This is a genomic window from Marinomonas sp. TI.3.20, from assembly GCF_038155025.1.
In the GTDB taxonomy this organism is placed as follows: Bacteria; Pseudomonadota; Gammaproteobacteria; order Pseudomonadales; family Marinomonadaceae; genus Marinomonas; species Marinomonas flavescens.
Map to the genome: position 1 here is coordinate 139,173 of NZ_JBAKAS010000003.1, position 23,246 is coordinate 162,418.

23 protein-coding genes are annotated in these 23,246 nt (G+C 41.9%); 8 read left to right on the forward strand and 15 right to left on the reverse strand.

Going from position 1 to position 23,246, the window contains the following annotated elements; translation table 11 throughout:
• Positions 1-103: 103 nt before the first annotated feature.
• From V6259_RS04840 to ectA, 5 genes are all read right to left on the reverse strand, one after another.
• Entirely contained in the window at positions 104-1,543 is a 1,440-nt protein-coding gene (locus V6259_RS04840; protein WP_133012001.1) for an aspartate kinase, read from the reverse strand.
• Between the two features lie 88 nt (positions 1,544-1,631).
• Positions 1,632-2,576: an ectoine hydroxylase gene (gene thpD, locus V6259_RS04845; protein WP_341583535.1), complete on the reverse strand. Its 945-nt coding sequence runs from the start codon at positions 2,574-2,576 to the stop codon at positions 1,632-1,634.
• 58 nt (positions 2,577-2,634) lie between these two features.
• The gene (locus V6259_RS04850) at positions 2,635-3,024 is read right to left on the reverse strand and encodes an ectoine synthase (protein ID WP_341583536.1); all 390 of its coding nucleotides are present in this window, start codon (positions 3,022-3,024) and stop codon (positions 2,635-2,637) included.
• Between the two features lie 144 nt (positions 3,025-3,168).
• Positions 3,169-4,482, reverse strand: coding sequence for a diaminobutyrate--2-oxoglutarate transaminase (gene ectB / locus V6259_RS04855; RefSeq protein ID WP_133012003.1), 1,314 nt, complete (start codon positions 4,480-4,482; stop codon positions 3,169-3,171).
• 64 nt (positions 4,483-4,546) lie between these two features.
• Positions 4,547-5,035 carry a diaminobutyrate acetyltransferase gene (gene ectA / locus V6259_RS04860; protein ID WP_133012004.1) on the reverse strand — a complete coding sequence of 163 codons (489 nt, stop codon included), beginning with the start codon at positions 5,033-5,035 and terminating at the stop codon, positions 4,547-4,549.
• A gap of 451 nt (positions 5,036-5,486) precedes the next feature.
• Here ectA and V6259_RS04865 point away from each other — a divergent pair, with 451 nt between their 5' ends.
• Positions 5,487-6,833, forward strand: a complete 1,347-nt coding sequence (locus V6259_RS04865) for a sodium-dependent transporter (RefSeq protein WP_133012005.1) — start codon at positions 5,487-5,489, stop codon at positions 6,831-6,833.
• Positions 6,834-6,927: 94 nt separating this feature from the next.
• On the opposite strand, the gene V6259_RS04870 is transcribed toward V6259_RS04865, so the two are convergent.
• Both V6259_RS04870 and V6259_RS04875 read right to left on the reverse strand, forming a co-directional pair.
• The gene (locus tag V6259_RS04870) at positions 6,928-7,167 is read right to left on the reverse strand and encodes a DUF2061 domain-containing protein (RefSeq protein ID WP_341583538.1); all 240 of its coding nucleotides are present in this window, start codon (positions 7,165-7,167) and stop codon (positions 6,928-6,930) included.
• Between the two features lie 87 nt (positions 7,168-7,254).
• Positions 7,255-8,154 (reverse strand): MerR family transcriptional regulator, encoded by a 900-nt coding sequence (locus V6259_RS04875; RefSeq protein WP_341583539.1) that lies wholly within the window; start codon positions 8,152-8,154, stop codon positions 7,255-7,257.
• Positions 8,155-8,425: 271 nt separating this feature from the next.
• Between V6259_RS04875 and V6259_RS04880 the strand changes: the two genes are divergently transcribed.
• The 6 genes from V6259_RS04880 to V6259_RS04905 all read left to right on the forward strand — a co-directional run bounded on the left by V6259_RS04880 (position 8,426) and on the right by V6259_RS04905 (position 14,881).
• The gene (locus V6259_RS04880; protein WP_341583540.1) at positions 8,426-9,424 is read left to right on the forward strand and encodes a YbgA family protein; all 999 of its coding nucleotides are present in this window, start codon (positions 8,426-8,428) and stop codon (positions 9,422-9,424) included.
• Positions 9,414-10,835 carry a cryptochrome/photolyase family protein gene (locus tag V6259_RS04885; RefSeq protein WP_341583541.1) on the forward strand — a complete coding sequence of 474 codons (1,422 nt, stop codon included), beginning with the start codon at positions 9,414-9,416 and terminating at the stop codon, positions 10,833-10,835. The genes V6259_RS04880 and V6259_RS04885 overlap by 11 nt, the downstream gene beginning before the upstream one ends.
• A gap of 201 nt (positions 10,836-11,036) precedes the next feature.
• A complete protein-coding gene (locus V6259_RS04890; RefSeq protein ID WP_133012008.1) occupies positions 11,037-11,516 on the forward strand; it encodes a MarR family winged helix-turn-helix transcriptional regulator in 480 nt (159 codons plus the stop codon).
• A 223-nt stretch (positions 11,517-11,739) separates the two neighbouring features.
• Positions 11,740-12,744 (forward strand): ABC transporter substrate-binding protein, encoded by a 1,005-nt coding sequence (locus V6259_RS04895; protein WP_341583542.1) that lies wholly within the window; start codon positions 11,740-11,742, stop codon positions 12,742-12,744.
• 69 nt (positions 12,745-12,813) lie between these two features.
• Positions 12,814-13,713 (forward strand): ABC transporter permease, encoded by a 900-nt coding sequence (locus V6259_RS04900; RefSeq protein WP_133012010.1) that lies wholly within the window; start codon positions 12,814-12,816, stop codon positions 13,711-13,713.
• Complete coding sequence (locus V6259_RS04905) at positions 13,706-14,881, forward strand: quaternary amine ABC transporter ATP-binding protein (protein WP_341583544.1); 1,176 nt, start codon at positions 13,706-13,708, stop codon at positions 14,879-14,881. Before V6259_RS04900 ends, V6259_RS04905 begins: the two co-directional genes overlap by 8 nt.
• A 100-nt stretch (positions 14,882-14,981) precedes the next feature.
• Here V6259_RS04905 and dapB read toward each other — a convergent pair whose 3' ends face one another.
• The 7 genes from dapB to rpsF form a co-directional block, all read right to left on the reverse strand.
• Positions 14,982-15,782, reverse strand: coding sequence for a 4-hydroxy-tetrahydrodipicolinate reductase (gene dapB, locus V6259_RS04910; RefSeq protein ID WP_341583545.1), 801 nt, complete (start codon positions 15,780-15,782; stop codon positions 14,982-14,984).
• A 155-nt stretch (positions 15,783-15,937) separates the two neighbouring features.
• A complete protein-coding gene (locus V6259_RS04915; protein WP_341583546.1) occupies positions 15,938-17,500 on the reverse strand; it encodes a methyl-accepting chemotaxis protein in 1,563 nt (520 codons plus the stop codon).
• Positions 17,501-17,604: 104 nt separating this feature from the next.
• Positions 17,605-18,987: a replicative DNA helicase gene (gene dnaB / locus V6259_RS04920; RefSeq protein WP_133012014.1), complete on the reverse strand. Its 1,383-nt coding sequence runs from the start codon at positions 18,985-18,987 to the stop codon at positions 17,605-17,607.
• Positions 18,988-19,110: 123 nt separating this feature from the next.
• Positions 19,111-19,554, reverse strand: coding sequence for a 50S ribosomal protein L9 (gene rplI / locus V6259_RS04925; RefSeq protein WP_341583547.1), 444 nt, complete (start codon positions 19,552-19,554; stop codon positions 19,111-19,113).
• A gap of 29 nt (positions 19,555-19,583) precedes the next feature.
• On the reverse strand, positions 19,584-20,438 hold the full coding sequence (locus V6259_RS04930) for a hypothetical protein (protein WP_133012016.1): 855 nt from the start codon (positions 20,436-20,438) through the stop codon (positions 19,584-19,586).
• 21 nt (positions 20,439-20,459) lie between these two features.
• Entirely contained in the window at positions 20,460-20,690 is a 231-nt protein-coding gene (gene rpsR / locus V6259_RS04935; RefSeq protein WP_036161308.1) for a 30S ribosomal protein S18, read from the reverse strand.
• A 25-nt stretch (positions 20,691-20,715) separates the two neighbouring features.
• Complete coding sequence (gene rpsF / locus V6259_RS04940; protein ID WP_133012017.1) at positions 20,716-21,123, reverse strand: 30S ribosomal protein S6; 408 nt, start codon at positions 21,121-21,123, stop codon at positions 20,716-20,718.
• 336 nt (positions 21,124-21,459) lie between these two features.
• On the opposite strand from rpsF, the gene V6259_RS04945 reads away from it, so the two are divergent.
• The gene (locus tag V6259_RS04945) at positions 21,460-22,362 is read left to right on the forward strand and encodes a DMT family transporter (protein ID WP_341583549.1); all 903 of its coding nucleotides are present in this window, start codon (positions 21,460-21,462) and stop codon (positions 22,360-22,362) included.
• 3 nt (positions 22,363-22,365) lie between these two features.
• On the opposite strand, the gene V6259_RS04950 is transcribed toward V6259_RS04945, so the two are convergent.
• Complete coding sequence (locus V6259_RS04950; RefSeq protein ID WP_240537058.1) at positions 22,366-23,244, reverse strand: DMT family transporter; 879 nt, start codon at positions 23,242-23,244, stop codon at positions 22,366-22,368.
• Positions 23,245-23,246 lie beyond the last annotated feature (2 nt).

Sequence of the window (23,246 nt, forward strand, 5' to 3'; positions counted from 1 at the left end):
CAATAATACACCGCATAAAAAAACCGATCATTTAATGATCGGTTTTTGTACGAATAACCATGAATAACCATATAGTAGCGCTTGCGACTATTGAGTAATCAAATTAAGAAGCAAGGCAAATAGCACGACCATGTTCGTAGACTTCAACAAGCTCTTTATGAAGACTACAAATGGCTCTTTCGTAATCTTCTTCATCAACAACAAATTGCATATCTACTTGACGCATTGATTGGTGCATAGCGATGACGTTAACGCCTTGATCAGCAATGGCTTTTACTGCTTTTGCCAACATACCGGTCGTTTTCATATCACTGCCAATCGCTGAAACAATGGCCACTTTACGTTGAGTGATTTCCGCATCAGGAAATTGCTCATGAAGCACTCTCATCAACCGCTTTAGAATCTTCAAGTTAATGGCTAAGTAGTGAGTGATCGTATTGGCGTTAATATCCTTGGCGATAATATGAATATTAAACTGGCGTAGTACTTTCAGAATAGACACGTCAAACAGATCAATTTCGCCAGACATATCTTGATCAAATAACTCGACAGCAAACACACCACGAGAACCCGCAATAATTTCAACACATGGCTCATCACTAACATAATCGCCAGTAATCAATGTGCCTGTGTGCTCTGGTTCAAAAGTGTTTTTTACACGCAATGCGATATTGTTTTGGCGAAGGCCTTTTGCCGCTTTTGGATGGATAGCTTCCATGCCTAAATTTGCCAGCTGATCAGCCACATCGTAGTTAGTGCGTCCAATGGGAACGGCTTTATTTTCACCAACCAAACGAGGGTCCGCACTACTTAAATGAAATTCTTTATGAATAACCGCTTCACGCGCTTCTGTTAATACCGCGATACGGCTAAAGATCATTTCGCTGTAACCACGATCGAAGGTCGACATTAAGCCTGTTTCACTATGAGCGTAACCGGTTGCAATGGGTAGCTGAGTATCTAAATCGATACTTTTAAAAGTCTCTGATATACGCTCATCTAACATTACATGCTGAGTATTATTCCAGCCCGTTAGATCAACAAACACCGCATTTACACCATCACGCTGTAGCAAGGTAGCGGTATTCCAAGCACTGTGTGCTTCACCAATACTGGCTAACATTTCACGTACTGTCGATAAATGCTTACTAATCGAAAAATGGCCATGCTGACATAAGCGATGCAGATCATCTAAGCATTCGCGAGCGTCTTGTAATCGATGATGTATAAAGTCATTGGCTTTGTGCAACAACTCACCTTCGAATAAAGAGGCATTGATTGCTAGCATCGAATCGTAAACGTCTTGCAATGCAGCAGACCATGAGTCCTGCTTTCTGTCTTGAGCAAATAATGCATAAACGCCAGGTTCACCGGTTTTCTTATGCTCAAGTAGCTTATCTGTCATACCGCCATAGGCCGATACAACAAAAATGCGCTTATATAAGTCGTCCGTTTGAACGGGTTTAAAAATTATATTGTCTCGAACCGATTGGTAGTCACTCATGGACGTACCACCGATTTTTTCAACTGTATGTAGTCCCATTATTTAACCTAATAAATTAAAGGGCTGAAAAGTGACTCCAGCCATGTTCAAAATCTGACGCTAATAGTGTCACAAGGTATGTCAAAAATTAAGTACAAAAGATACTTTTTAGAGGCTTAATTGTTCCGCGCGCAGCAATGTATTCTGGTCGCTCTCGTTGTTGACCAAATGGTCGAGAAATACGATTCGATATGGCGTTATAAACTAAGAAAAGATTCGACCTAGGTGATGGTGAAATATTACCATTCGAGCCGTGCATTAGGTTGCAATCGAATAAGATTACTCTACCTGGTTGGCCGATTGCAGGTGTTATACCTGCTGCCTCTACCATATTTTGTAGAGATTGATCGTCAGGGACACCTACGTTTTGTTTTTTAAGCGAGGATCGATAATTTTCTTCTGGGGTTTCCCCCACGCAGGACACAAAAGTATGATGAGAACCTGGAATCACTAATAGCGGACCATTATTATGATCATTCGGAGTCAGTGTAATAGACATACTCAGCGCCCGCATTCTTGGCATTCCGTCTTCAACATGCCAAGTCTCAAAATCTGAGTGCCAATAAAACTCTTGACCACGAAACCCTGGCTTATAATTCAAACGAGTTTGATGTAGATACACTTGATCACCAAGTAGATACTCAGCAACGCGAATCAGGCGTGGATCTTGGGCTATTTTGTTAAAGGAATTATTGAGCTTATGCACATCAAAAACAGAGCGAATATCACCACTGCGTGCTTCGGTGATACTTTCTTCTCGATCCTTTATTCGCTTATCATCACGCAGTGTTTGCATTTGTATCTGCATCTGTGCAATTTCATCTTCATCAAAAAGATGATCTAGGAATAAAAAACCGTTTTTCTCGTAGTGATCTAAAAGCGCCTTATCTAAAGGCGCTTTTTCATGATCATGAGAATGAATAACTGGATCTTGGCGACGACATTGCTTAGGCTCTTGGTATATTCTAGATGGGTAATCATCTTTTTCTCTACCAAGTAACTCTTTATTAAAGAGACCTACCTGCTTAGTCATTTCGCTCCTCCTTTTATTATCCTCTTATTTATGACACTAGTTTTTACTTAACGAAACCTTAATCAAGAAGCTCGTAGGCGCCTTCAGAGTTGTGTACTTCATCACCAGTAATCGGCGGATTAAAAACGCACGCCAATTTAAGTTCTTTAAACGCTCGCAAGGTATGCGCATCGTGTTTATCTAGCACATAAACCACACCCGGTTTAATCTGGTGTTTTTGACCCGTTTCACGACTCTCTACTTCACCTTCACCTGAAATACAGTACACAGACTCAAGATGATTCTGGTAATGCATATCAAAATCTTTACCTTCATAAATCGTCGTAATATGAAAAGAAAAGCCCATGTTGTCTTCTTTCAATAAAAGTCGAGTACTCTCCCAATTACCATCTGGGGATACAACACGGCGATCGGTCTTTTCGCATTCTGCTAAATCACGTGCAAACATTCTGTTCTCCTTATGATCGTTAGATCAATTAAATGCAGGTAGATAAATAACTACCGAAAGAAACTTGAGGTTTCGAGCTTACTATCTGTTTCACTCAAGAGGGAGGACTCCGGCGTTATGTCGCCGATGTCTTAAGAAAAGAAACTAGACGGCGATGTCATAGTTTTCATCAAAATAGCTTTTCGCTTCTGGCATATCGTCTTCTTTAGCACAGATTTCACGAATGGCATTTTCAAGAATATCGATACCCTCTTTAAGAACGTCATCACTAATAATCAGCGGACATAAAAACTTCACAACCTGATCATCTGCGCCTGATGTTTCTATCATCAGACCATTCTGGAAGCATTTTTTAGTAATTTTACTGGCTAATTCACCACTCACACAGTTAATACCACGCATCATTCCGCGTCCTTGTAGAATGAAGTTGCCTTCACCATATTGATCAACGATGGCCTGAGTGCGGGTATGAATGTAATCGCCTTTGCGCTTAATGTCTTTTTCGAACGCATCGTCTTTCCAGAAGGTATCAATGGCCGCTTTCGCGGTAACAAACGCTAAGTTATTACCACGGAAAGTACCGTTGTGCTCACCAGGTTTCCATTCATCAAGCTCAGGCTTCATAAGAACCACGGCAAATGGCAAACCATAACCACTCAAGGATTTAGACATGGTAACAATGTCTGGGGTAATGCCAGCGTCTTCAAAACTAAAGAAAGTACCAGTTCGGCCACAGCCCGCTTGAATATCATCAACAATCATCAACACATCGTGTTTTTTACAAACGGCTTCTAAGTTTTGTAACCAACCAAAGCTAGCTGCATTGATGCCACCCTCGCCTTGTACCGTTTCAACAATGACAGCAGCTGGAAGATCAACACCACTACTGGAATCGGTTAGCACCTTATCTAAATATTCTGTGGTTTCGATACCATCACCTAGATAGCCATCAAAAGGTACGGTAGAAACACCAGCGCCAAGACTCGTCCCTGCTGCACCACGGTGATGAGAGTTACCTGTTACTGACAGCGCCCCCAAACTACAACCATGGAAACCATTAGTGAAACTAACGATGTTTTCACGGCCAGTAACATTACGCGCTAACTTCAGAGCAGCTTCTACTGCATTGGTACCTGTTGGTCCAGTAAATTGCATCATGTACTGGAGTTTACGTGGCTTCAGAATGTTTTCATTAAAGCTTTCCATGAATGCCGCTTTGGCCTTGGTGTGTAAATCTAGACCATGGGTAATACCGTCTTCCATGATGTATTCAATCAATTTTTCTTTGAATATTGGATTATTATGGCCATAGTTTAGAGTGCCAGCACCCGCCAGAAAATCGATATATTTATTGCCATCTTCATCAAATAAATGCGCGCCTTGTGCACGATGAAAAATACGTGGAAATGCTCGTGCGTAGGATTGTACTTCTGACTCAAGTTCTTCAAAAATTTTCATACTATGGCTTCTCTTAACGTTAAATTACGGTAATCAATACAAAACAGGGATCAGGACGCCTTATTTAAAAAGGACCGATACGAACCAAATATTCTGTGTCATGCTTACCTTGGAAATGCGTGTTTTCATCAAACTTAACCGATTCTTCTAATGGAGCATTTAGCTGTTTTGCTAAGCTTCTAAAAAGCGCCCATGAACCTGCATTTGATTTCGTGATTGTGGTTTCAATGTAGTGGACCTCAGCGCAGATCGAGCGCTCTAAAATAGAGGTCAACATCTTCTTCGCAAGCCCTTTTCCGCGAGCAGATTCGCCCACAGCAACCTGCCACACAAATAATGTGTCTGTTTTCAAGGGGACTAAGTAGCCGGAAATAAATCCCACCAGCACGTTATCTGCACGTGCCGCAATACTTGTGTCACTAAAATGATCACATTGAAGTAAGTTGCAATAAACCGAATTAGTATCTAGTGGGGAACAATCGGCAACCAATTGATTAACGAACATTCCATCTAGTGCACTCGGTTTTTTTAGCTCTAACTTTTCTACTGTCATACCTTTACCCATTAGACAACAAAACAATAAATCAATGTGGACGCAGCTTAAGATACAAAAAATCGCCCTAAATAAAGCGAATATGTCTGTAAAATTAGAATTGAAAGCAGTCGATTGATTTGATGTCTAAGCATTCTAGCGATTTAAAACTTTATGTCCAGAACTTATTTACAGCACTAATGTTTTGTTGTGGAATGAATTTTAACGTAATACATCTCTATACCTTGCTATCACTCGCTTAGCACGAAATATCAAGATTCTTCATTTTTGGGTAAAAAAATGTCATTTTTTGTTGCATGATGCGTTCAAAATTCGGAAAATCTCGCCCCTAAATAAAGTATCCCCTCAAAATAGACCTCTTAAATAAAGTGGGAATTATTGAAAGGTCTTAACAAGAAGAAACTTTATTCGCTGTTTATTTATTTTATTTTCAACTATTTAGAGATTTTTTATGCAAGAAAAAACATCCATCCAAGGCTCGTGGGCGAGTCGCTGGATTTTTATTATGGCCGCAACAGGGTCTGCTGTTGGTTTAGGCAATATTTGGAAATTTCCTTACATTACAGGTGAAAATGGCGGGGGAGCTTTTGTGCTCGTTTACCTTATCTGTATTTTGCTAGTAGGTATTCCAATCATGATGACAGAAGTCTTCATTGGTCGTCGAGCTCGCAAAAACCCCGTTCATGCGTTGGAAGATGTTGCTGAAGAATCTGGAAAGTCTCGCGCTTGGGGATTAATTGGCATGATGGGGATGCTTTCTGGCGCACTTATCTTTTCCTTTTACTCAGTTGTAGCTGGCTGGGTACTTCACTATATAAAAGCGATGGCAACTGGTGAATTAGCTGGCGTTAATTCCGATCAAGCCGGCGCCGCTTTCAATGCCCTGCTAGCAGACCCAATGACCTTACTTGGCTGGCATACATTGTTCACCATTATGACAATTATCGTGGTTGCCCGAGGCGTAAACAAAGGCCTTGAATTAGCCACCCGCATTATGATGCCTGCATTATTCATCCTATTATTCGTACTATTTTGCTACGCAATAACAACCGATGGTTTCTCCGCTGGTTGGCACTTCATGTTTGATTTTGACTTTAGCAAGTTAACTTGGGATTCTGTATTGGTTGCTCTTGGGCACTCCTTCTTTACCCTATCACTTGGTATGGGCACTATCATGGCTTATGGCTCTTATATGCCAAAGCAGGGTTCAATCGGCAGAACAGTACTAGCCATTGGTGCATTAGACACCTTAGTAGCATTAGTCGCTGGCCTATGTATTTTCCCTATTATTTTTGCTAACGGAATGGATCCAGCAGCAGGCCCAGGTCTGATGTTTATTTCCTTGCCTGTTGCCTTTGGGCAAATGCCAGGCGGCCAATTCTTTGGCTTCCTATTCTTTATTCTAGTGGGTGTTGCTGCTTGGACTTCTGCAATTTCTCTAATGGAACCGACTGTTGCTTACCTAGTTGAGCGCTTTAAAATGGCACGCTGGAAAGCATCTATTGCTCTAGGCGTCGTTGTTTGGGCATTGGGCATTGCGTGTCTTGGTTCTTTCAGCTTTATGAGTGGTTTCACTATCTTCGGTAAAAACACATTCGACTTCTTAGACTATGTAACAGCGAATATCATGATGCCTCTTGGCGGTATTTTGACAGCGATCTTTGCTGGTTGGTTAGTGAAGAGTCAATTTTCTAAAGAAGAGCTTAGTATTTCAGAGGTTTTTTATGCCTTTTGGCGTTTTGCGATTCGCTTCATTGCACCGATCGCTATCGCGGTTGTATTTTACTTGAATCTATAATTACACTTAATAAACGTAAAAATCCCAACTAGCATAGGTTAGTTGGGATTTTTTTTGAAAACTCATCATTGACCTTGTACATTTTTAAGAAAAGCTACATTGCTCTTAATGCATAACTTTCACTTGTTGCTTGCCAAGCGTTATTGAACGATCGCTTAGCAGGTGATTTTGCATATTTAGTCCAGATTTTCTCATGGAAATAAAACGCAACGGTATTAACGGCTGGCTCGACAATGGCAAGTATTCCACCCACCACAAAACTGCCTGTTATTAAGTAAGCAACCGTAAAAGCAATACTGAAGTGCATAGCCGCAAAGGTTAAAGTCTTAGTCATGTAAGTCTCCTAGTAATTTATTCACTAAGATTACTGGAAACCCTTTAATATAAAAAATATATTATAAATATCAGTATGATAGTTTTTTTATTTAATCAAGACCGCTTTATCAAGGATAGCAGCCACTCCCTCTAAAGCCTCTGAATGAACACTCACCTGCTTGAAACTTGTCATTTTTCTACTGTTCACCGCCAACCAAAAACTGGCACCAATAAGTGAAATAGGTTTCCCCCACTCTGCCAAAGACGCCATTAACTCAGCCGATCTTGAGGCTAACTCACTCTCACAAAAAGCCACAACACCCGCTGGATTAATTCCCTTTATTAAATCCTGCCAATCTTGATCTGACGACATATTAGGCAGCACTCGGCAAGAATAGCCATGATCACTCAAAATAGCGGATGTCATGTAACACCATAGTGTCTGCTGACCTGACAGCCCTGTTATCAGTAGTATCGGAGCAGCCGTGTGTTGATTTTTAAGCGATGACAATCTATTCGTTAAGCTACGAGTAAGAACCGCCTCACAAAAACGTCCATGAACACTTACACCTAACTGCTTTAAGCTTGGTAGTATCCAGTTTTGAATAGCAACTAAAGGAGGATATTGAGAAAAAATCTGCTGATAAAGATGTTCTATTTTATCTTCTTCAAAATGCAGAGACATATGAACTAGCGCGGCTTGCCACTCAAGCCATTCGTCCGCTGGTATTACATTTTCAATATTCTCATTTTGATCAAGTAACGCTCTTACTTTACTGACCGCTACCCCTTGGTTAATCCAACGAACAATAGCGTCAACTCGAGTCACATCCTCCTCACTATAAAGACGATGACCTTTCTCTGTGCGCTTAGGCTTAAGTAAGCCATAACGCCGCTCCCATGCCCTTAAGGTAACGGAGTTCACGCCAGTTTTGGTAGATAGTATACGGATCGGAAAATACGCTTGCTTCTCTTCCATACCCCATTCTCTTTCATCTTGGCTCACTCTCTTACTTCCTTCTTCGGTTAAGGGGCTGTCACTACTTCATCTCAATAAAAATAATTCAGCTATTTGAGATTCTTCAATTAAGACGAAAATATTGTACATTTATTTTTTTGTACAATAATGTTGCATTTATTATACAGAAGTCTATATTGTACAACAAGAAGTGATACAAGAAATTAAGATGTACAAGAATATAAACGAAATTTGCGATTAAAAGCACCACGCACCATCTAAACGTAAGCGCCACTAATAATTCGGTTTGGAGAACAACATGACAACAACAAAACACATTTCAGAAGACTCTTTCTCTGCAGACAAGTTACAGCACAAAATTCCGGTAGGAATAAGTGCCTGCTTACTTGGTGACAATGTGCGTTTCAATGGTGGTCACAGCCGATCAGATTATTGTGACGCCACTTTAAGTGATTATTTTGACTATCAGAAGTTTTGTCCTGAAGTGGCTGCTGGGTTTGGAACGCCAAGACCGACACTACGTTTAGAAGGCAATCCACAAGACCCTCGCATGACTTACTCAAACCAAAAAGGCGGAGACATTACCCACACTTTTATGGAAGCAAGCCTTCCTTACATTGATAAGCTTGCTCATTTAGATGGCTATATACTGATGAAAAATTCACCAAGCTGCGGCCTAGAACGTATTAAAGTGTATCAAGAGAATGGCCACCCTCACATGCAACGCACCTCTGGCTTATTTACGAAAGCTTTGAGAGAGCGCTATCCACTATTGCCAGTAGAAGAAGATGGTCGACTGAATGACCCGTTACTAAAAGAAAACTTTTTGATGCGTGTTTTTGCCCATCACGAATTTCGCCATTGCGTAGAAATCGCACCAAGCATGAAATCCTTGATTGAGTTTCACAGCCGCTATAAATACCTTGTCATGGCTCACTCGCAACCAGCCTACAAGATGCTAGGAAAAATGCTTTCAGGGAATGATCCTAGGTCACTTGTGGAGCTAAAAGACGCTTATTTTCACGCTTTTATGACCACGTTATCAAAGCCTGCAAAACGTAAAAATCACTGCAATGCATTGATGCATTTGGTCGGTTATTTAAAGCGTTCTGTGGATGTTTCAATTCGCAAGGACATTCTCGGTGTGATCGAGCAATACCGTCGCGGTGAAGTGAATCTAGCAACACCTATTACTTTGCTTAATCACTACTTGAGTCACTACGGCAGTCAGTACGTCAAAGAGCAACGATACTTTGCCCCTTATCCGAGCGCGCTAGGGATTCGAAATGCTATCTGAGGACGCTAAAATGGACATCAAACAATTAGTATGGCTACGTAATGACCTGCGCTGGTTAGATAATCCAGCGCTGTATTATGCGGCGTTAGAAGGCAACATTCGTGTTGTGGTAACTGCCACACCGGAACAGTGGAAAATACACAATGAATCCAGCGCTAAAACCAGTTTACGTGCAGGTTTAATTCGTACGCTTTTTAGAAAACTAGCCAGCTTTGGGATTCCCGCTGACTTAATCACGGTGGCAAGCTTTCATGACATACCAGGCGCTCTTGAATCTTATTGCTTAACTCATGAAATCAAACACGTTTGGTTTAATCAGGACATTCCGATTCATGAGCAACAAAGAGATCAGAAAGTTAGTATACAACTAGGCACCCAAGGTATTAAAACGCACCCACAAAATACCGATTTAATGGTACCAAATCCCGTTTTAAGCCAACAAGGAACACCATTCAAAATCTTTACACCGTTCTTTAAACGCTGGTTGACACTGCTGTCTGCTCAAGACTGGCAGCCACTGCCAAAACCTAAAGTCCAAAATACAGCTATTGAATATGTCGAACCAGATATTCGCTGGGCAACAACATACAGAGAAGACATTTGGGCGCCAGATCAAGAGGAAGCCCAACAAAAATTATGGCATTTTTGTTATACAAAAGAAGAGCGCTATCAAGAGCAACGTAACTACCCAGCTACTCCTGGCACAAGTTCGCTATCACCTTATCTTGCTTTAGGGGCGCTGGGGCCAAGGGAGTGTTTATTTGCTATTCAGTACGCTTGTGACAATAAAGGCGGTAATTGGAAAGACAGCATTTGGTTAAAAGAGCTCGCTTGGCGTGATTTTTATCGCCAGTTAATGGGGAACTTCCCATTTCTTGCCATGGGCAAACCTTTCAAGCCAGAAACTGATTTTATTCGGTGGAACCAAGATGAATCATTATTTCTCGCATGGACCCAAGGAAATACAGGTTTTCCAATTGTAGATGCAGCCATGAGACAGCTGAATCAAACTGGCTGGATGCACAATCGTCTGCGTATGATTGCAGCAAGCTTTTTAAGTAAATTAATATTTGCTGATTGGAGAAAAGGCGAAAAGTATTTTATGGAACACCTTATTGATGGCGAATTTTCATCCAACAATGGCGGCTGGCAATGGAGCGCATCAACTGGATGTGATGCGGCCCCTTATTTCAGAGTATTTAACCCAACTCGTCAATCAGAAACCTATGATTCAAATGGTGATTTTATCCGTCGATTTGTTCCCGAGCTAAAAGATTTGGATGCAAAATCCATTCATAATCCATCTCATTCTCAAAGATTAGAGTGCGGTTATTCGCTGCCTATCATTGATTATAAAACAACGCGTATAGCCGCTATTGCCGCATTCTCAGAGTTAAAAAACATGAGATAACGGCATTTAGATTTTCATTTTTTCCATTAAGCACTAAGAAGCGATTAACTTTCCTATTTATAAAATAACCACTATCATTAGAGCTATAAATTATTTATCTTATAAAAGCATTACTTGGCTAAAGTTATTAATTATAAAGAGTTTAATAGATGCCTTTGAAAGCATATAATCTGCAAAAATTTTAATGGAAATACAAGCAAGATGTCAGACCCTCAACACTTACACGATGTGCTGGTTCACTTAAGACGAATCATCCGCGCCACAGACTTACAATCGAAACGAGTTGTAAAGGCGTGCGGTCTTACGATCCCTCAAATTATGGTTCTTCGTTCAATAGAAGAACTGGGGGATGTCACTGTCCGCAAAATTTCAGACAGCGTTTCACTGAGCCAAGCGACAGTTACCACCATCCTAAACCGCCTAGAGGATAGGAAAGTAGTAGAGCGTGTTCGTGTACAAAAAGATAAACGCATTGTTAATGCAAGGCTCACAGAGGCTGGTCGATCAATTTTGAAAACCACCCCTCCTTTGCTACATGAAAAATTCATCGGTGAATTTGAATCTTTACAAGGATGGGAACAAACTCAAGTGCTCTCTTCATTACAAAGAATTGCGATTATGATGGATGCAGAAGGCCTTGATGCAGCCCCATTATTGGACATAAACTCCCCAAATTTATAGCTCTATTTAGCTAATAGAAAGCTCACCAACGCAAGATGGTGAGCTTTTTTTTGCTCAAAAAAAGCACAACCTAACTGAAAACAGTTCTTATTTATCCCATTTTTTCCGCATAAAGAATCCTTTTTCTCCATAAATATGACAAATATTTGATAAAATCCATTAGACGTGTAAACTAATTTTAGTTTGATGACTAATAATTAAAAATCACAACAGGAACCTAATCATGTATACCAAAAGTATTATTGCGGGAATTTTAACGCTTGCCGCTACCTCCTCATTTGCAGCAGCAGACAAATGCGGCAAGGTTCAAATTGCAGAAATGAACTGGAACTCAGCGTCGTTAATGGCGAATGTTGATAAATTTATTTTGAATAATGGCTTTGATTGTAACGCGGACTTAATTCCCGGTGACACCATGCCAACCAGTACATCCATGATTGAAAAAGGTCAACCAGATATAGCGCCTGAAATGTGGACTAACGCCGTTCAAGAACTGATTGATCGCGGAGTTAAAGAGAAACGTCTTAGCATTGCCGGCGCCTCTTTATCTGATGGCGGTGAAGAAGGTTTTTGGGTTCCTAAATACATGGTAGATAAAGACCCGTCACTGGCAACTATTCAAGGCATTATCAAGCACGCGAAAGAATTCCCTAACCCAGAAGACAGCTCTGTATCGGCATTTTATGGTTGCCCGCCAGGATGGGGCTGCCAAATATCTTCAGGTAATCTATTTAAAGCTCTTAAGCTAAAAGACGCTGGCTTCGAATTGATTAACCCAGGCTCTTCTGCCGGTTTATCTGGCTCTTTGAGTCGCGCCTATGAACGCAAAGAACCTTGGTTTGGCTATTACTGGGCACCAACTGCTATATTAGGTAAATACAAAATGGTGAAAGTAGACTTTGGCTCAGGTGTTCACCCTAAAGAATACATTAATTGTATTACCAAAGATGACTGCCTAGATCCAAAAGTAACCATGTTTCCACCCTCTCCTGTTTACAGTGTAACAACGACGGAGTTTGCTAAAAAAGATCCTAAGGCTTATGCCTATATTGCTAAGCGCTCTTTCACAAATGCACAAATGAACAAATTGTTAGCATGGATGGAAGACAACCAAGCAGACGGTCAATACGCAGCTGAAAACTTCATGTTGAACCATAAAGACATTTGGTCTAAATGGGTAAATAAGGACGTTCAAGCAAAACTTGAAAAAGCGCTCGACAAGCTATAACTGGTTGAGATTGAATGGGCTATACAAGTGTGTAGCCCATTCTTTTGTTTTACTCTTTGAGAATTCATTATGATAGACAGCTCCTGGTTAACAGAATTTCCAGACATGAGCCGACGAGACCTTCTGGCAATACGACAAACTCTCGATGGCGCCTACCGATCCTTTTCCCGCGCCTACGGTCAGTCAATCGAAGACTTTTTTAACCCACTTTTACATTTCCTCGTGTGGTTCGAACACCTTTTAATACAAACACCTTGGTGGATTGTATTAGCGGTTATTGTTGGGTTAGTTTTTGCTGCAACAAGATCATGGAAATTATGTGCCGGCGTTCTCGCCTCGTTTCTCGCCATCGGCTATTTTGGTATGTGGGAAAATACGATGCGAACCCTAAGCATCATTACTGTCTGTACGATTCTTTCTATTTGCATTGGCATACCTATTGGTATTTTGATGGCGCGATCGGATAGAGCGAGGTCAATCATCACCCCTCTCCTCGACATCATGCAAACCATGCCGGCGTTTGTGTATCTAATTCCTGTGGTTATGCTGCTGGGTATTGGTAAAATTCCTGGCGTTATCGCAGTCATCATTTATGCGATCCCTCCTGTGATTCGCTTAACAAATTTAGGCATACGCCTAGTAAACAAAGATACGTTAGAAGCGGCAACGGCTTATGGCGCTACAGCAACTCAACGACTTTTTGGCGTTCAAATCCCTTTAGCAATGCCAACTATCATGGCAGGAATAAACCAAACTATCATGATGGCACTAGCAATGGTTGTGGTTGCTTCCATGATCGGTGTTAAAGGCTTAGGACAACCTGTATTGAAATCTATCACTAACCAGTACTTCACTCTCGGGCTACTAAATGGCCTTGCGATTGTAGCACTTGCCATTATTTTCGATCGTGTTTCTCAGACCTATGCAAAACGCGCGCAAAGACATATGGAAGGAACTGAGAATGGATAATAACCGAGAAACATTAATAGAAATTGAAGGCCTTTATCAAATATTCGGTCCAACGCCTAATAACGTGCTACCTAAAGTAAAAGCGGGCGCAAGTAAAGAAGATATACTGGCTGAAACCGGTCACACGGTTGGTCTTCAAGATATTAACTTAACCGTAAAACGCGGTGAAATTTTTGTCATCATGGGACTTTCCGGATCGGGAAAATCCACGCTAATTCGCCACTTTAACCGCCTTATTGATCCTACTGCCGGTAAGATTAAAGTGAGTGGCGAAAATATCATGGAATTGTCGCCAAAAGACTTAATCACCTTCCGCCGACATAAAATGGCGATGGTTTTCCAGCATTTTGGCCTTATGCCACACCGCTGCGTGCTTGATAATGTGGGCTATGGCTTGCTAATTAAAGGTGAAAAAAGAGCTGAGTGGAAACCAAAAGCGGTTTCTTGGCTAGACGCTGTCGGCTTGTCAGGCTATGAAGATCAATACCCATCACAGCTCTCAGGTGGACAACAACAGCGCGTAGGCCTTGCCCGCGCCCTTTGTACTGACGCCGAAATCCTATTAATGGATGAAGCCTTTTCAGCACTTGATCCTTTAATCCGAAGCGACATGCAAGAACAGCTAATAGAGCTACAGGAAAACCTACAAAAGACGATTATATTTATTACCCATGACCTAGATGAAGCATTACGCTTAGGCGATAGAATTGCGGTATTAAAAGATGGCAAACTTGTGCAAATTGGCACACCTGTCGATATCATGCTCCACCCAGCTGATGACTACGTACAAGCCTTTGCTAAAGATGTTAACCGAGCAAGGGCGCTAAGCGTGCAAACCATCATGACGCCAAATACAGAGAAGCTCGTCGCTAACACAGCGGCAGAAGCCAAGGCTAATTTTCCTAAAAATAAAGAATATGCTTTTGTATTTGATAACGATGGCTACCAAGGCGTGCTGACTAGAGAGAAACTTGAGAGCCTAGAAGATGAAGCCCTCGTGAAAGGCGCTTTGCATCATATTGAATCCGTGCGTCCAACTGATTTGCTGCAGAAAGTTATTCCACTTTCTCTTAACTCTCGCTTTGATTTACCTGTTATTAATAAGTCAGGTGAATTAAAAGGCAGATTAGAGGCATCTAAATTAGCCGATGTATTATCTCCTAAGTAATGACTATCGCATTATTATATTAGCAGCGAAACATTCATAACAATGACAAATAAAAATGGCCGCAAATCGCGGCCATTTTTTTGTATCGAATAACAGTACGTTATTTTAAATTCAATACATCTTGCATGTCATACATAGCCGCCGATTTACCTGACAGCCATTTAGCTGCACGTACTGCACCTTTAGCAAAGGTCATACGACTACTGGCTTTATGAACAATCTCAATACGCTCACCTTCTGTTGCAAACCAAACACTATGCTCACCAACAACATCACCAGCACGAATCGTTTCAAAACCGATTTCTTTTTGTGTCCGTGCACCAGTCTGACCTTCTCGACCATACACTGCACACTCTTTCAGATCGCGCCCCAAGGCCTCGGCCACTACCTCACCCATACGTAGCGCCGTGCCTGACGGTGAATCCACCTTGTGTCTATGATGTGCTTCTACAATTTCAACATCGTAGTCATCACCCAGGATTTCAGCGGCCGTGGCTAACAATTTCAGCGTCAAATTCACGCCGATGCTCATATTAGGCGCAAAAACAACGGGAGCTTGTTTGGAAAAGGACGTTAATGCTGCCTTCTCTTCATCATTTAGGCCCGTAGTTCCGACTACTATGGCTTTATTATGCTGCGCGCAAAATGCGGCGTTCTTTAACGTAAGCGCAGGCGTTGTAAAATCGATCAGCACATCAAAATCCGCAACACAAGCATCTAACGATGACACTGCAGCCACCCCTAGCTTACCAATTCCTGCAATTTCACCGGCATCCGCACCAACAAGTGAACTGCCTGCTTTCACAATCGCCGCACCAAGAGAAACGCCTTCTGCTTCATTGGCTGCAATAATTAAATTCTTTCCCATGCGCCCAGACGCACCGATAACTGCTATTCGCATCTTCTTTCACCCTTAACAATAGATTACGCAAACCATAACAAATACTGACAAGTTTCTCAGCTACTAATGCCATTAAAAAAGCCCAGAAGCTCACTTAACGATAAACGCTAAGCCAGTCTTCTAGGCTTTTATCCAAAGCACTTTCCGCTTCTTATTTAAGACTTCATACGCTCAGCTAAATTTCCTTGCTCGTAAGCCTCTTCTTCAATGTGTGCAATATTCGTCACGGTGTTTTCCGCACGTTCAATACTGGCCAAACTTAGGGCATCCACTTCTTGCATCTGATCATTCAGATCTCGCGCGACACTTGACTGCTCTTCTGACGAAACATTAATTTGCGCGGTCATTTCAACAATGTGCTTAATAGCCGACTCTATTGTCCGCATCTTCTCAGCCACTTGCTCCACTCGGCTTACGCCTTCTTGTGCAACCACACTGCCTTTATCAATCGCTCGAGTCACATCAGAGGTGTTTTTCTTCAGTTCTTCAGTCATTTCATTAATACTTTGGGTAGCCGTTTGAGTTCGGATCGCAAGCGCTCGAACTTCGTCTGCAACAACGGCAAAACCACGACCCGCTTCACCCGCTCGCGCTGACTCGATCGCCGCGTTCAAAGCAAGTAAGTTAGTCTGATCAGCGATATCACTGATCGAATTCACTACGTTATTAATGTTATCGCTACGCTCTGTCAAAATGTCAACAACCGCCTTCGCCGCTGATATTTCAGCATAAACCTGTCTCATAGTATCGCCAGTATCCAGCGCTAAAGTTTGACTTTCACGAGCTGCAATAGCGACCGATTCAGTTGCTTCTGCCGCGCGACCGACGTGCTCTGCAACATCGTTCACGCTTTGTAAAAGCTGTGAGCTTGCGGCCACTACACTTCTAAATGTATCCCGCTGTTTCGTAAAGTTATCCAAGTTCGTCGCCACACTAACTTTAACGCTAGAAGCACGCTTACGTAACTGCTCAGACCCTTCAAGTAAGCGATAACGAAATGTGTTGCCCGCAGCATCTTGATGGATATGAGCGAAACGCACAGCGGCTTTATTACCAATGGTTTTACAATATAAATACTGACCGATTGGGTTCTGAGCTTCGACTGGTAGGTGCTGCAATATGACGCCTAATGATTGTTTTTGGATTAGTAAGAACCACACACCAAGAACGCCAGCTACTCCTCCTATAACCTGCAATGACAAGCTTGCTGACAATAAAGCAATCGCTGCCATCAGCACCACGACAAGCATCAAAGGCCACACACTATTAGCAAAAAATGACGCTACCTTAGTGTCTGTAGATATCGCATTTTTCCCTGCATTCAGTCGATCATAAAACATTTGTGCGTGATTAATTTCTTCGCGCGTTGCTTTGCGACGCACTGATTCATAACCAACGATTTTTCCGTTATCTAGCAAAGGACTAACATGGGCACTTACCCAATAATGATCACCGTTTGCGCAACGGTTTTTCACTAGCCCCATCCAGCTATTGCCTTTTTTCAAGTGACTCCACATATCAGCAAACACCGCTGGCGGAACATCTGGATGGCGAATGACATTATGTGCTTTACCTATTAATGACTCGCGCTCATAGCCAGCCACATCACAAAAGTGATCATTAACAAAGGTAATACGCCCTTTTGTATCCGTACTTGAGACAATCTGATAATCCGCAGGGAAATCATATTCTTTGTTCGTAACAGGCATTTTTTTCATAAATAGTTCCTGGTCTCTTTATCATATTATTGGCCACTATTCTTGTGGCTTTATTGTCAACTTTATGGAGAATTCACATAAACGGGATACTTAGCTAATGACACTTAATCGTCATCAAAATCACGGTAAGCATCGGGAGCAAGATCTTCAAATCGAGTGTATTTACCGACAAAAGCCAAACGACAAGTTCCAATCGGACCATTACGCTGCTTACCTATAATGATTTCAGCGATGCCCTTATGAGGCGAATCTTCATGATAAACTTCATCACGATAAACGAATGAAATCACATCCGCATCCTGCTCTATCGCACCAGACTCACGCAAATCCGAGTTAACCGGACGCTTATTAGGTCGGTTCTCCAAGCTACGGTTAAGCTGAGAAAGCGCCACAACTGGGCACTCCATTTCTTTAGCAAGCGCTTTCAAGGAACGAGATATTTCAGAAATTTCGTTAGTACGACCTTCTGTATAACCTGGTATTTGCATCAGTTGAAGGTAATCGATCATGATCATAGCAACAGTACCGTCACCATGCTCACGAGCAATTCGACGAACACGAGAGCGCATTTCGGTTGGGCTAATACCTGCCGTATCATCAATGAACAATTTTCGATCTTTCAGCATCTTGACCGCTGACATTAATTTATCCCAATCTTCTTGCACCAGCTGACCTGAACGCATACGCGTTTGATCTATTCGGCCCAAAGAAGACAACATACGCATCATGAGCTGCTCGGAAGGCATCTCAAGACTGAAAACAACCACTGGTTTATCCGTGATCATGGTGGCATTTTCCACCAAGTTCATCGCAAATGTCGTTTTACCCATAGATGGACGACCTGCGACAATAATCAAATCAGACTTTTGCATGCCCGCTGTCATGCCATCTAAATCGGTAAATCCTGTGCTCAGACCAGTAATAGCCCCTTCTTGATGATAAAGCTCATCAATCTTATCCACAGTCGCACTCAAAATATCAGAGACAATACGAGGGCCACCTTTTTTCTCACCGCCTTCGGCAATTTGAAAGATTCGGCGCTCGGCTTCATCTAATACTTCGGCAGCCGTCATCCCTTCAGGATGAAAAGCTCTGGCTGAGATTTCATTGGTGGTGGAAATAAGGCGGCGTAGAATCGAGCGCTCTCGAACAATATCAGCATAAGAGCCGATGTTGGATGCACTCGGTGTCGCTTCTGCCACTTCGATCAGGTAAGCCATGCCACCGATCGACTCTAAGTCCCCGCGCTTATCTAGACGCTCACCAATGGTAACCACGTCAATAGGTTCTGATTCATCCGCTAAGCGCGCAATCACAGTAAAGATAAGTTTATGCTCTGGTCGATAAAAGTCGTCGGCAATAACCAGCTCAGACACTTTTTCCCATGCTTGTGGGTCTAGCATCAAACCACCAACGACAGAGCGTTCGGCTTCGATTGAATAAGGAGGTAGTTTGATAGAAGCTATTTCAGAATCGTTTAATTGCACGTAAAAACACCCAAAGCGGAATAGTAAAATAACAGGGAGATTAGCTTATCATGCTAATAAAAAAAGGGCATCTTGCATTAAGCAAGACACCCTTTTTTATTGATCAGTTTTCGTCGAAACGAATTACTGAGCAACAACTTCCAAAGTAACAGTAACAACCACTTCTGGATGCACTTGAATATCAACTTCGAAAGAGCCTGTGTGGCGAATAGCACCTTCAGGAAGACGAATCTCCGCTTTGGCTACTGCAACTTCAGCAGAAATCAATTCAGCAATATCGCGAGTACCGATAGAACCAAAAAGCTTACCTTCATCACCAGCATTTGCTTCGATTTTGAAAGTTTTGCCAGCCAAAGTTAAAGCTCGAGCTTCAGCAGCGGTTGTACGCTCAGCAGCTTGCGCTTCAAGTTCAGCACGACGCTCTTCAAAGCTAGCCAAGTTAGCTTTAGTTGCCATTACGGCTTTTCTGTTCGGAATCAAAAAGTTACGAGCATAACCTGGTTTAACGACTGCAACGTCACCAATACCGCCTAGCTTGTTTACTTTGTCGAGTAGAATAACTTCCATCTCGATCACCTCTAATTAATCAATCACTATCACTTGATGCTGGATGATTTATCTTGGATCCGTTCTCGTATATTTACAAAACTATCAACCACACTCAGTATGATTAATATGTTTACGAAATACACATTTAGAACAAAAAATCCTACAAGATAAAACGCAATTAGCCCAACAATCCCAATTCTTTTTTTTGCTAGAATACCATGTACTAATGCAATGCCTGGCAACACTAATGCTGGAATAGCTGCTTGAGATAAAACAAGGTACGGCCCGCCTAGACTTTCACCTAGCAACACCATTGCACCTAACACCAAGCTAAACGCTAAAGGCAGTCTTAAATGATGAAACTCATCACGTAATCCACCTGGATTATAGAGCCCTGCTTGCCATTTTCTCGCTAAGAATAACGAAGTTACGGCTATCATCGCCTGAATAATGGACAAAGCCACTACCGCTTGATGAAAGATGACACCTTTATCAGGCATCTTCACCCCTTCTGATGTCATGACTCGCTGAATAAGTGAAGTCACTAAGTTCAACATGTCCGACATAAGTAAAGGCAGCAGAAAAGAGCTAATGACGGCAATAAAACTACCAGCCAATAACACCCAACTCCACGACGTTGTCACCCTAAGTAAACAGGCTAACAATGTCACGTTAATCAACACCATTAATGTTGTCGCATCACCTTGGAGTGCCCACAATACTATTGCAGGTAAACAGCCCCAAGCTAATACAGGTATTCCTTCTTTTACACCTTTACGAAGCACTACCAAACCAATAATGGCGGCAGATACCCAAAACAGTAAGGGGATGATACTGAAAACAGCAACGCCAATAACGGCATTGCGCGGACGTGTCATAACCCATTTCGCTAAAGCGCTCATTTTGGTACTTCGTTCCACCTATTAATTAAAGTGGCTATCAGTGTAAGGAAGCAAAGCAATGTAGCGAGCGCGTTTGATCGCAGTCGCTAGTTGACGCTGGTAACGTGCCTTAGTGCCAGTAATACGGCTAGGTACGATTTTACCAGTTTCAGTAACATAACCTTTCAGTGTTTCTAGATCTTTATAATCGATCTGTTTAACGCCTTCTGCTGTAAAACGGCAGAATTTACGACGACGAAAAAAACGAGCCATACGTGTCTCCTAATAAAAATATTGATTAATCTTCAGATTCTTCAGCAACAACTTCTTCAGTTGTTTCGTTGTTACGCTCTTCACGTTGAGGAGCAGAACGACGATCTTCACGACCTTCAGAAGCTTTAATAGGAGATACATCTGTAACCGCATCTTTACAACGAATCACCAAGTTACGGATGATTGCATCGTTATAACGGAAAGTATCGTTCAATTCAGCTAAAACACTGTCAGAACACTCAATGTTCATAAGAACATAGTGTGCTTTGTGAATTTTGTTGATTGGGTAAGCTAGTTGACGACGGCCCCAATCTTCTAGACGGTGAACTTGTCCACCATCTTCAGTGATTAGGTTGGTGTAACGCTCAACCATTGCTGGTACTTGTTCGCTTTGATCTGGGTGAACCAGAAAGACGATTTCATAATGACGCATTTAAGCTCTCCTTATGGATTCTAGTCTCTACGCCCCCCCTGTTATGAAGCCTTGAGACAAGGAGTATAGATTTACAGGGACGCGAATTGTATAGCATACAGAACAATAAATAAACGACTAGATTACATTGAGCGAGTATTCTTGCTGCTAAATGCATATATCTCAAGAAAAGCTTTTTAGCTTACCCGTTAGCCAATTATTCTTCGACGCGATTTAATGTCAAAAGACGTGAACTAAAAAAAGCATTCGACTTAGCTTTTATCTTATCTTCTATAGCGTTAGAGTCTCTTGATAAAACAAATCATAAAAAAGTAACGCTCTAAATAAGGATGTTATATGCCCTCTTTTGCCTACCTATTGCTACCAGTACTTTTCTGGTCTGGTAATTATGTACTTGGACGACTCACTGTATCCGAGGGAATAGATCCTTATACCATTTCATTTTTACGCTGGAGCATTGCTTGCCTAATAATCCTCCCTTTAGCGTATAAAAAAATATGGGCAGAACGGCGCATAATTGCGAAAAACTGGCCTTTACTATTACTTTTTAGCTGGTTAGGCATTTGCAACTACAATCTATTTTTATACATAGGCTTAACCTCTACCAGCGTGACTAACGCAGTATTGCTTAATGCTATTGTGCCCGTCATCATCCTCATCACAGCAAGAGTGCTGCTCGGAAACAAAACCAGCTGGGTGCAAAATACAGGGATATTTCTATCAACCATTGGCGCGATTGAAATTATCAGCCGCGGTAGCTTAGAAACACTGCTTCATTTAAAAATGTCGCAAGGTGATTTATGGATCATTGTCGCTGCGATTAGTTGGGCTGTGTATTCTGTCCTAATTGCAAAACGCCCGAAGGAAATGTCTCTTATCGGCTTTTTTACAACCACCGCTTTAATTGGTACAGCCATTCAAGCACCGCTTTTTTTCCTCTTTGGAAGCACTCAAATCAGCGACTTATCAGCAACGAACTGGGGGACACTTTTGTATATGGGGCTGTTTGCCTCTCTCGCCGCTTTTCTTTGTTGGAACTTAGGCATACAAAAACTAGGCGCGGCCACAGCAGGACAATTTATACACTTATTACCCGTGTTTAGTATTTCGCTTTCTGTATTATTCTTAGGCGAACACCTTTCTAGCTTTCACTATATTGGAATGCTATTAATTTTCTCAGGGATTTTTATCGCTACATTGCTGAATAAGAAACTGATGACATTAAAAGCGGCTAGATAGTCATCATTTATCGCGATTTCTTGCCATGCGGGTACTGATAATAATACTCAAAAAGATCAATGAAATACCCGTATAGGCAAACGCATCTGGCACATGCCCCCAAACGACCCATCCCCAAAAACCACTAAAAACCACGCCGGCGTAGCTAACAGGAGACACAATACTGGCAGGCGCGTAGGAGTACGCTTTTGTGTATAAAAACATGCCAAGGTATAAAGTCACACAAACAACCGCAACAAATGGCCAACTCGCCATAGGCAGTAACAAGCTATCTCCTTGCACTAATACAAGGAATAAAGACAAGAAAGCCGATATTAGAAAATACACTATCATGGTTTCTTGACCGCTCACTTGATGGGACAGCATACGAGTCGTCACCATAGAAAAAGCCAAGCCAATAGCCGATAGAAAACCCACTAAATACCAAGGGTTTAGATGTGTTGGGGTTGGCTGAATAATACAAGCAACGCCAATAAAACCAATTACAAGAGGGATCCATCTTGTTTTTGGAACCGCTACTCGATGCATAATAAATACCACGAGCGGAACACAGAGCGGCGCGCAATAGCGTAGTAATGTTGCTTCAACCAAGGGCACGTGATTCAACGCTAAATAATAAAATAAGAAACCAGTAAAGCCGCCCAAGCTTCGTAAAAAGTGAATTTTCCATATTGATAAGGGACGTCGTTGCCAACGTCCATGAAGCTGAGGATAAAGTACTATGACACAAAATAAGCTCTGCCAAAAAACCAGAACAGGAACGGCAATCGTTTCCTGAACCTGCTTAGCTGCAAGTCCAGTAACCGACATAATAAAAGCATAGGCAACTGTTAATATGATCCCTTTTTTTAGCATTTGACGCTCATCAACTAATAAAGCCATGC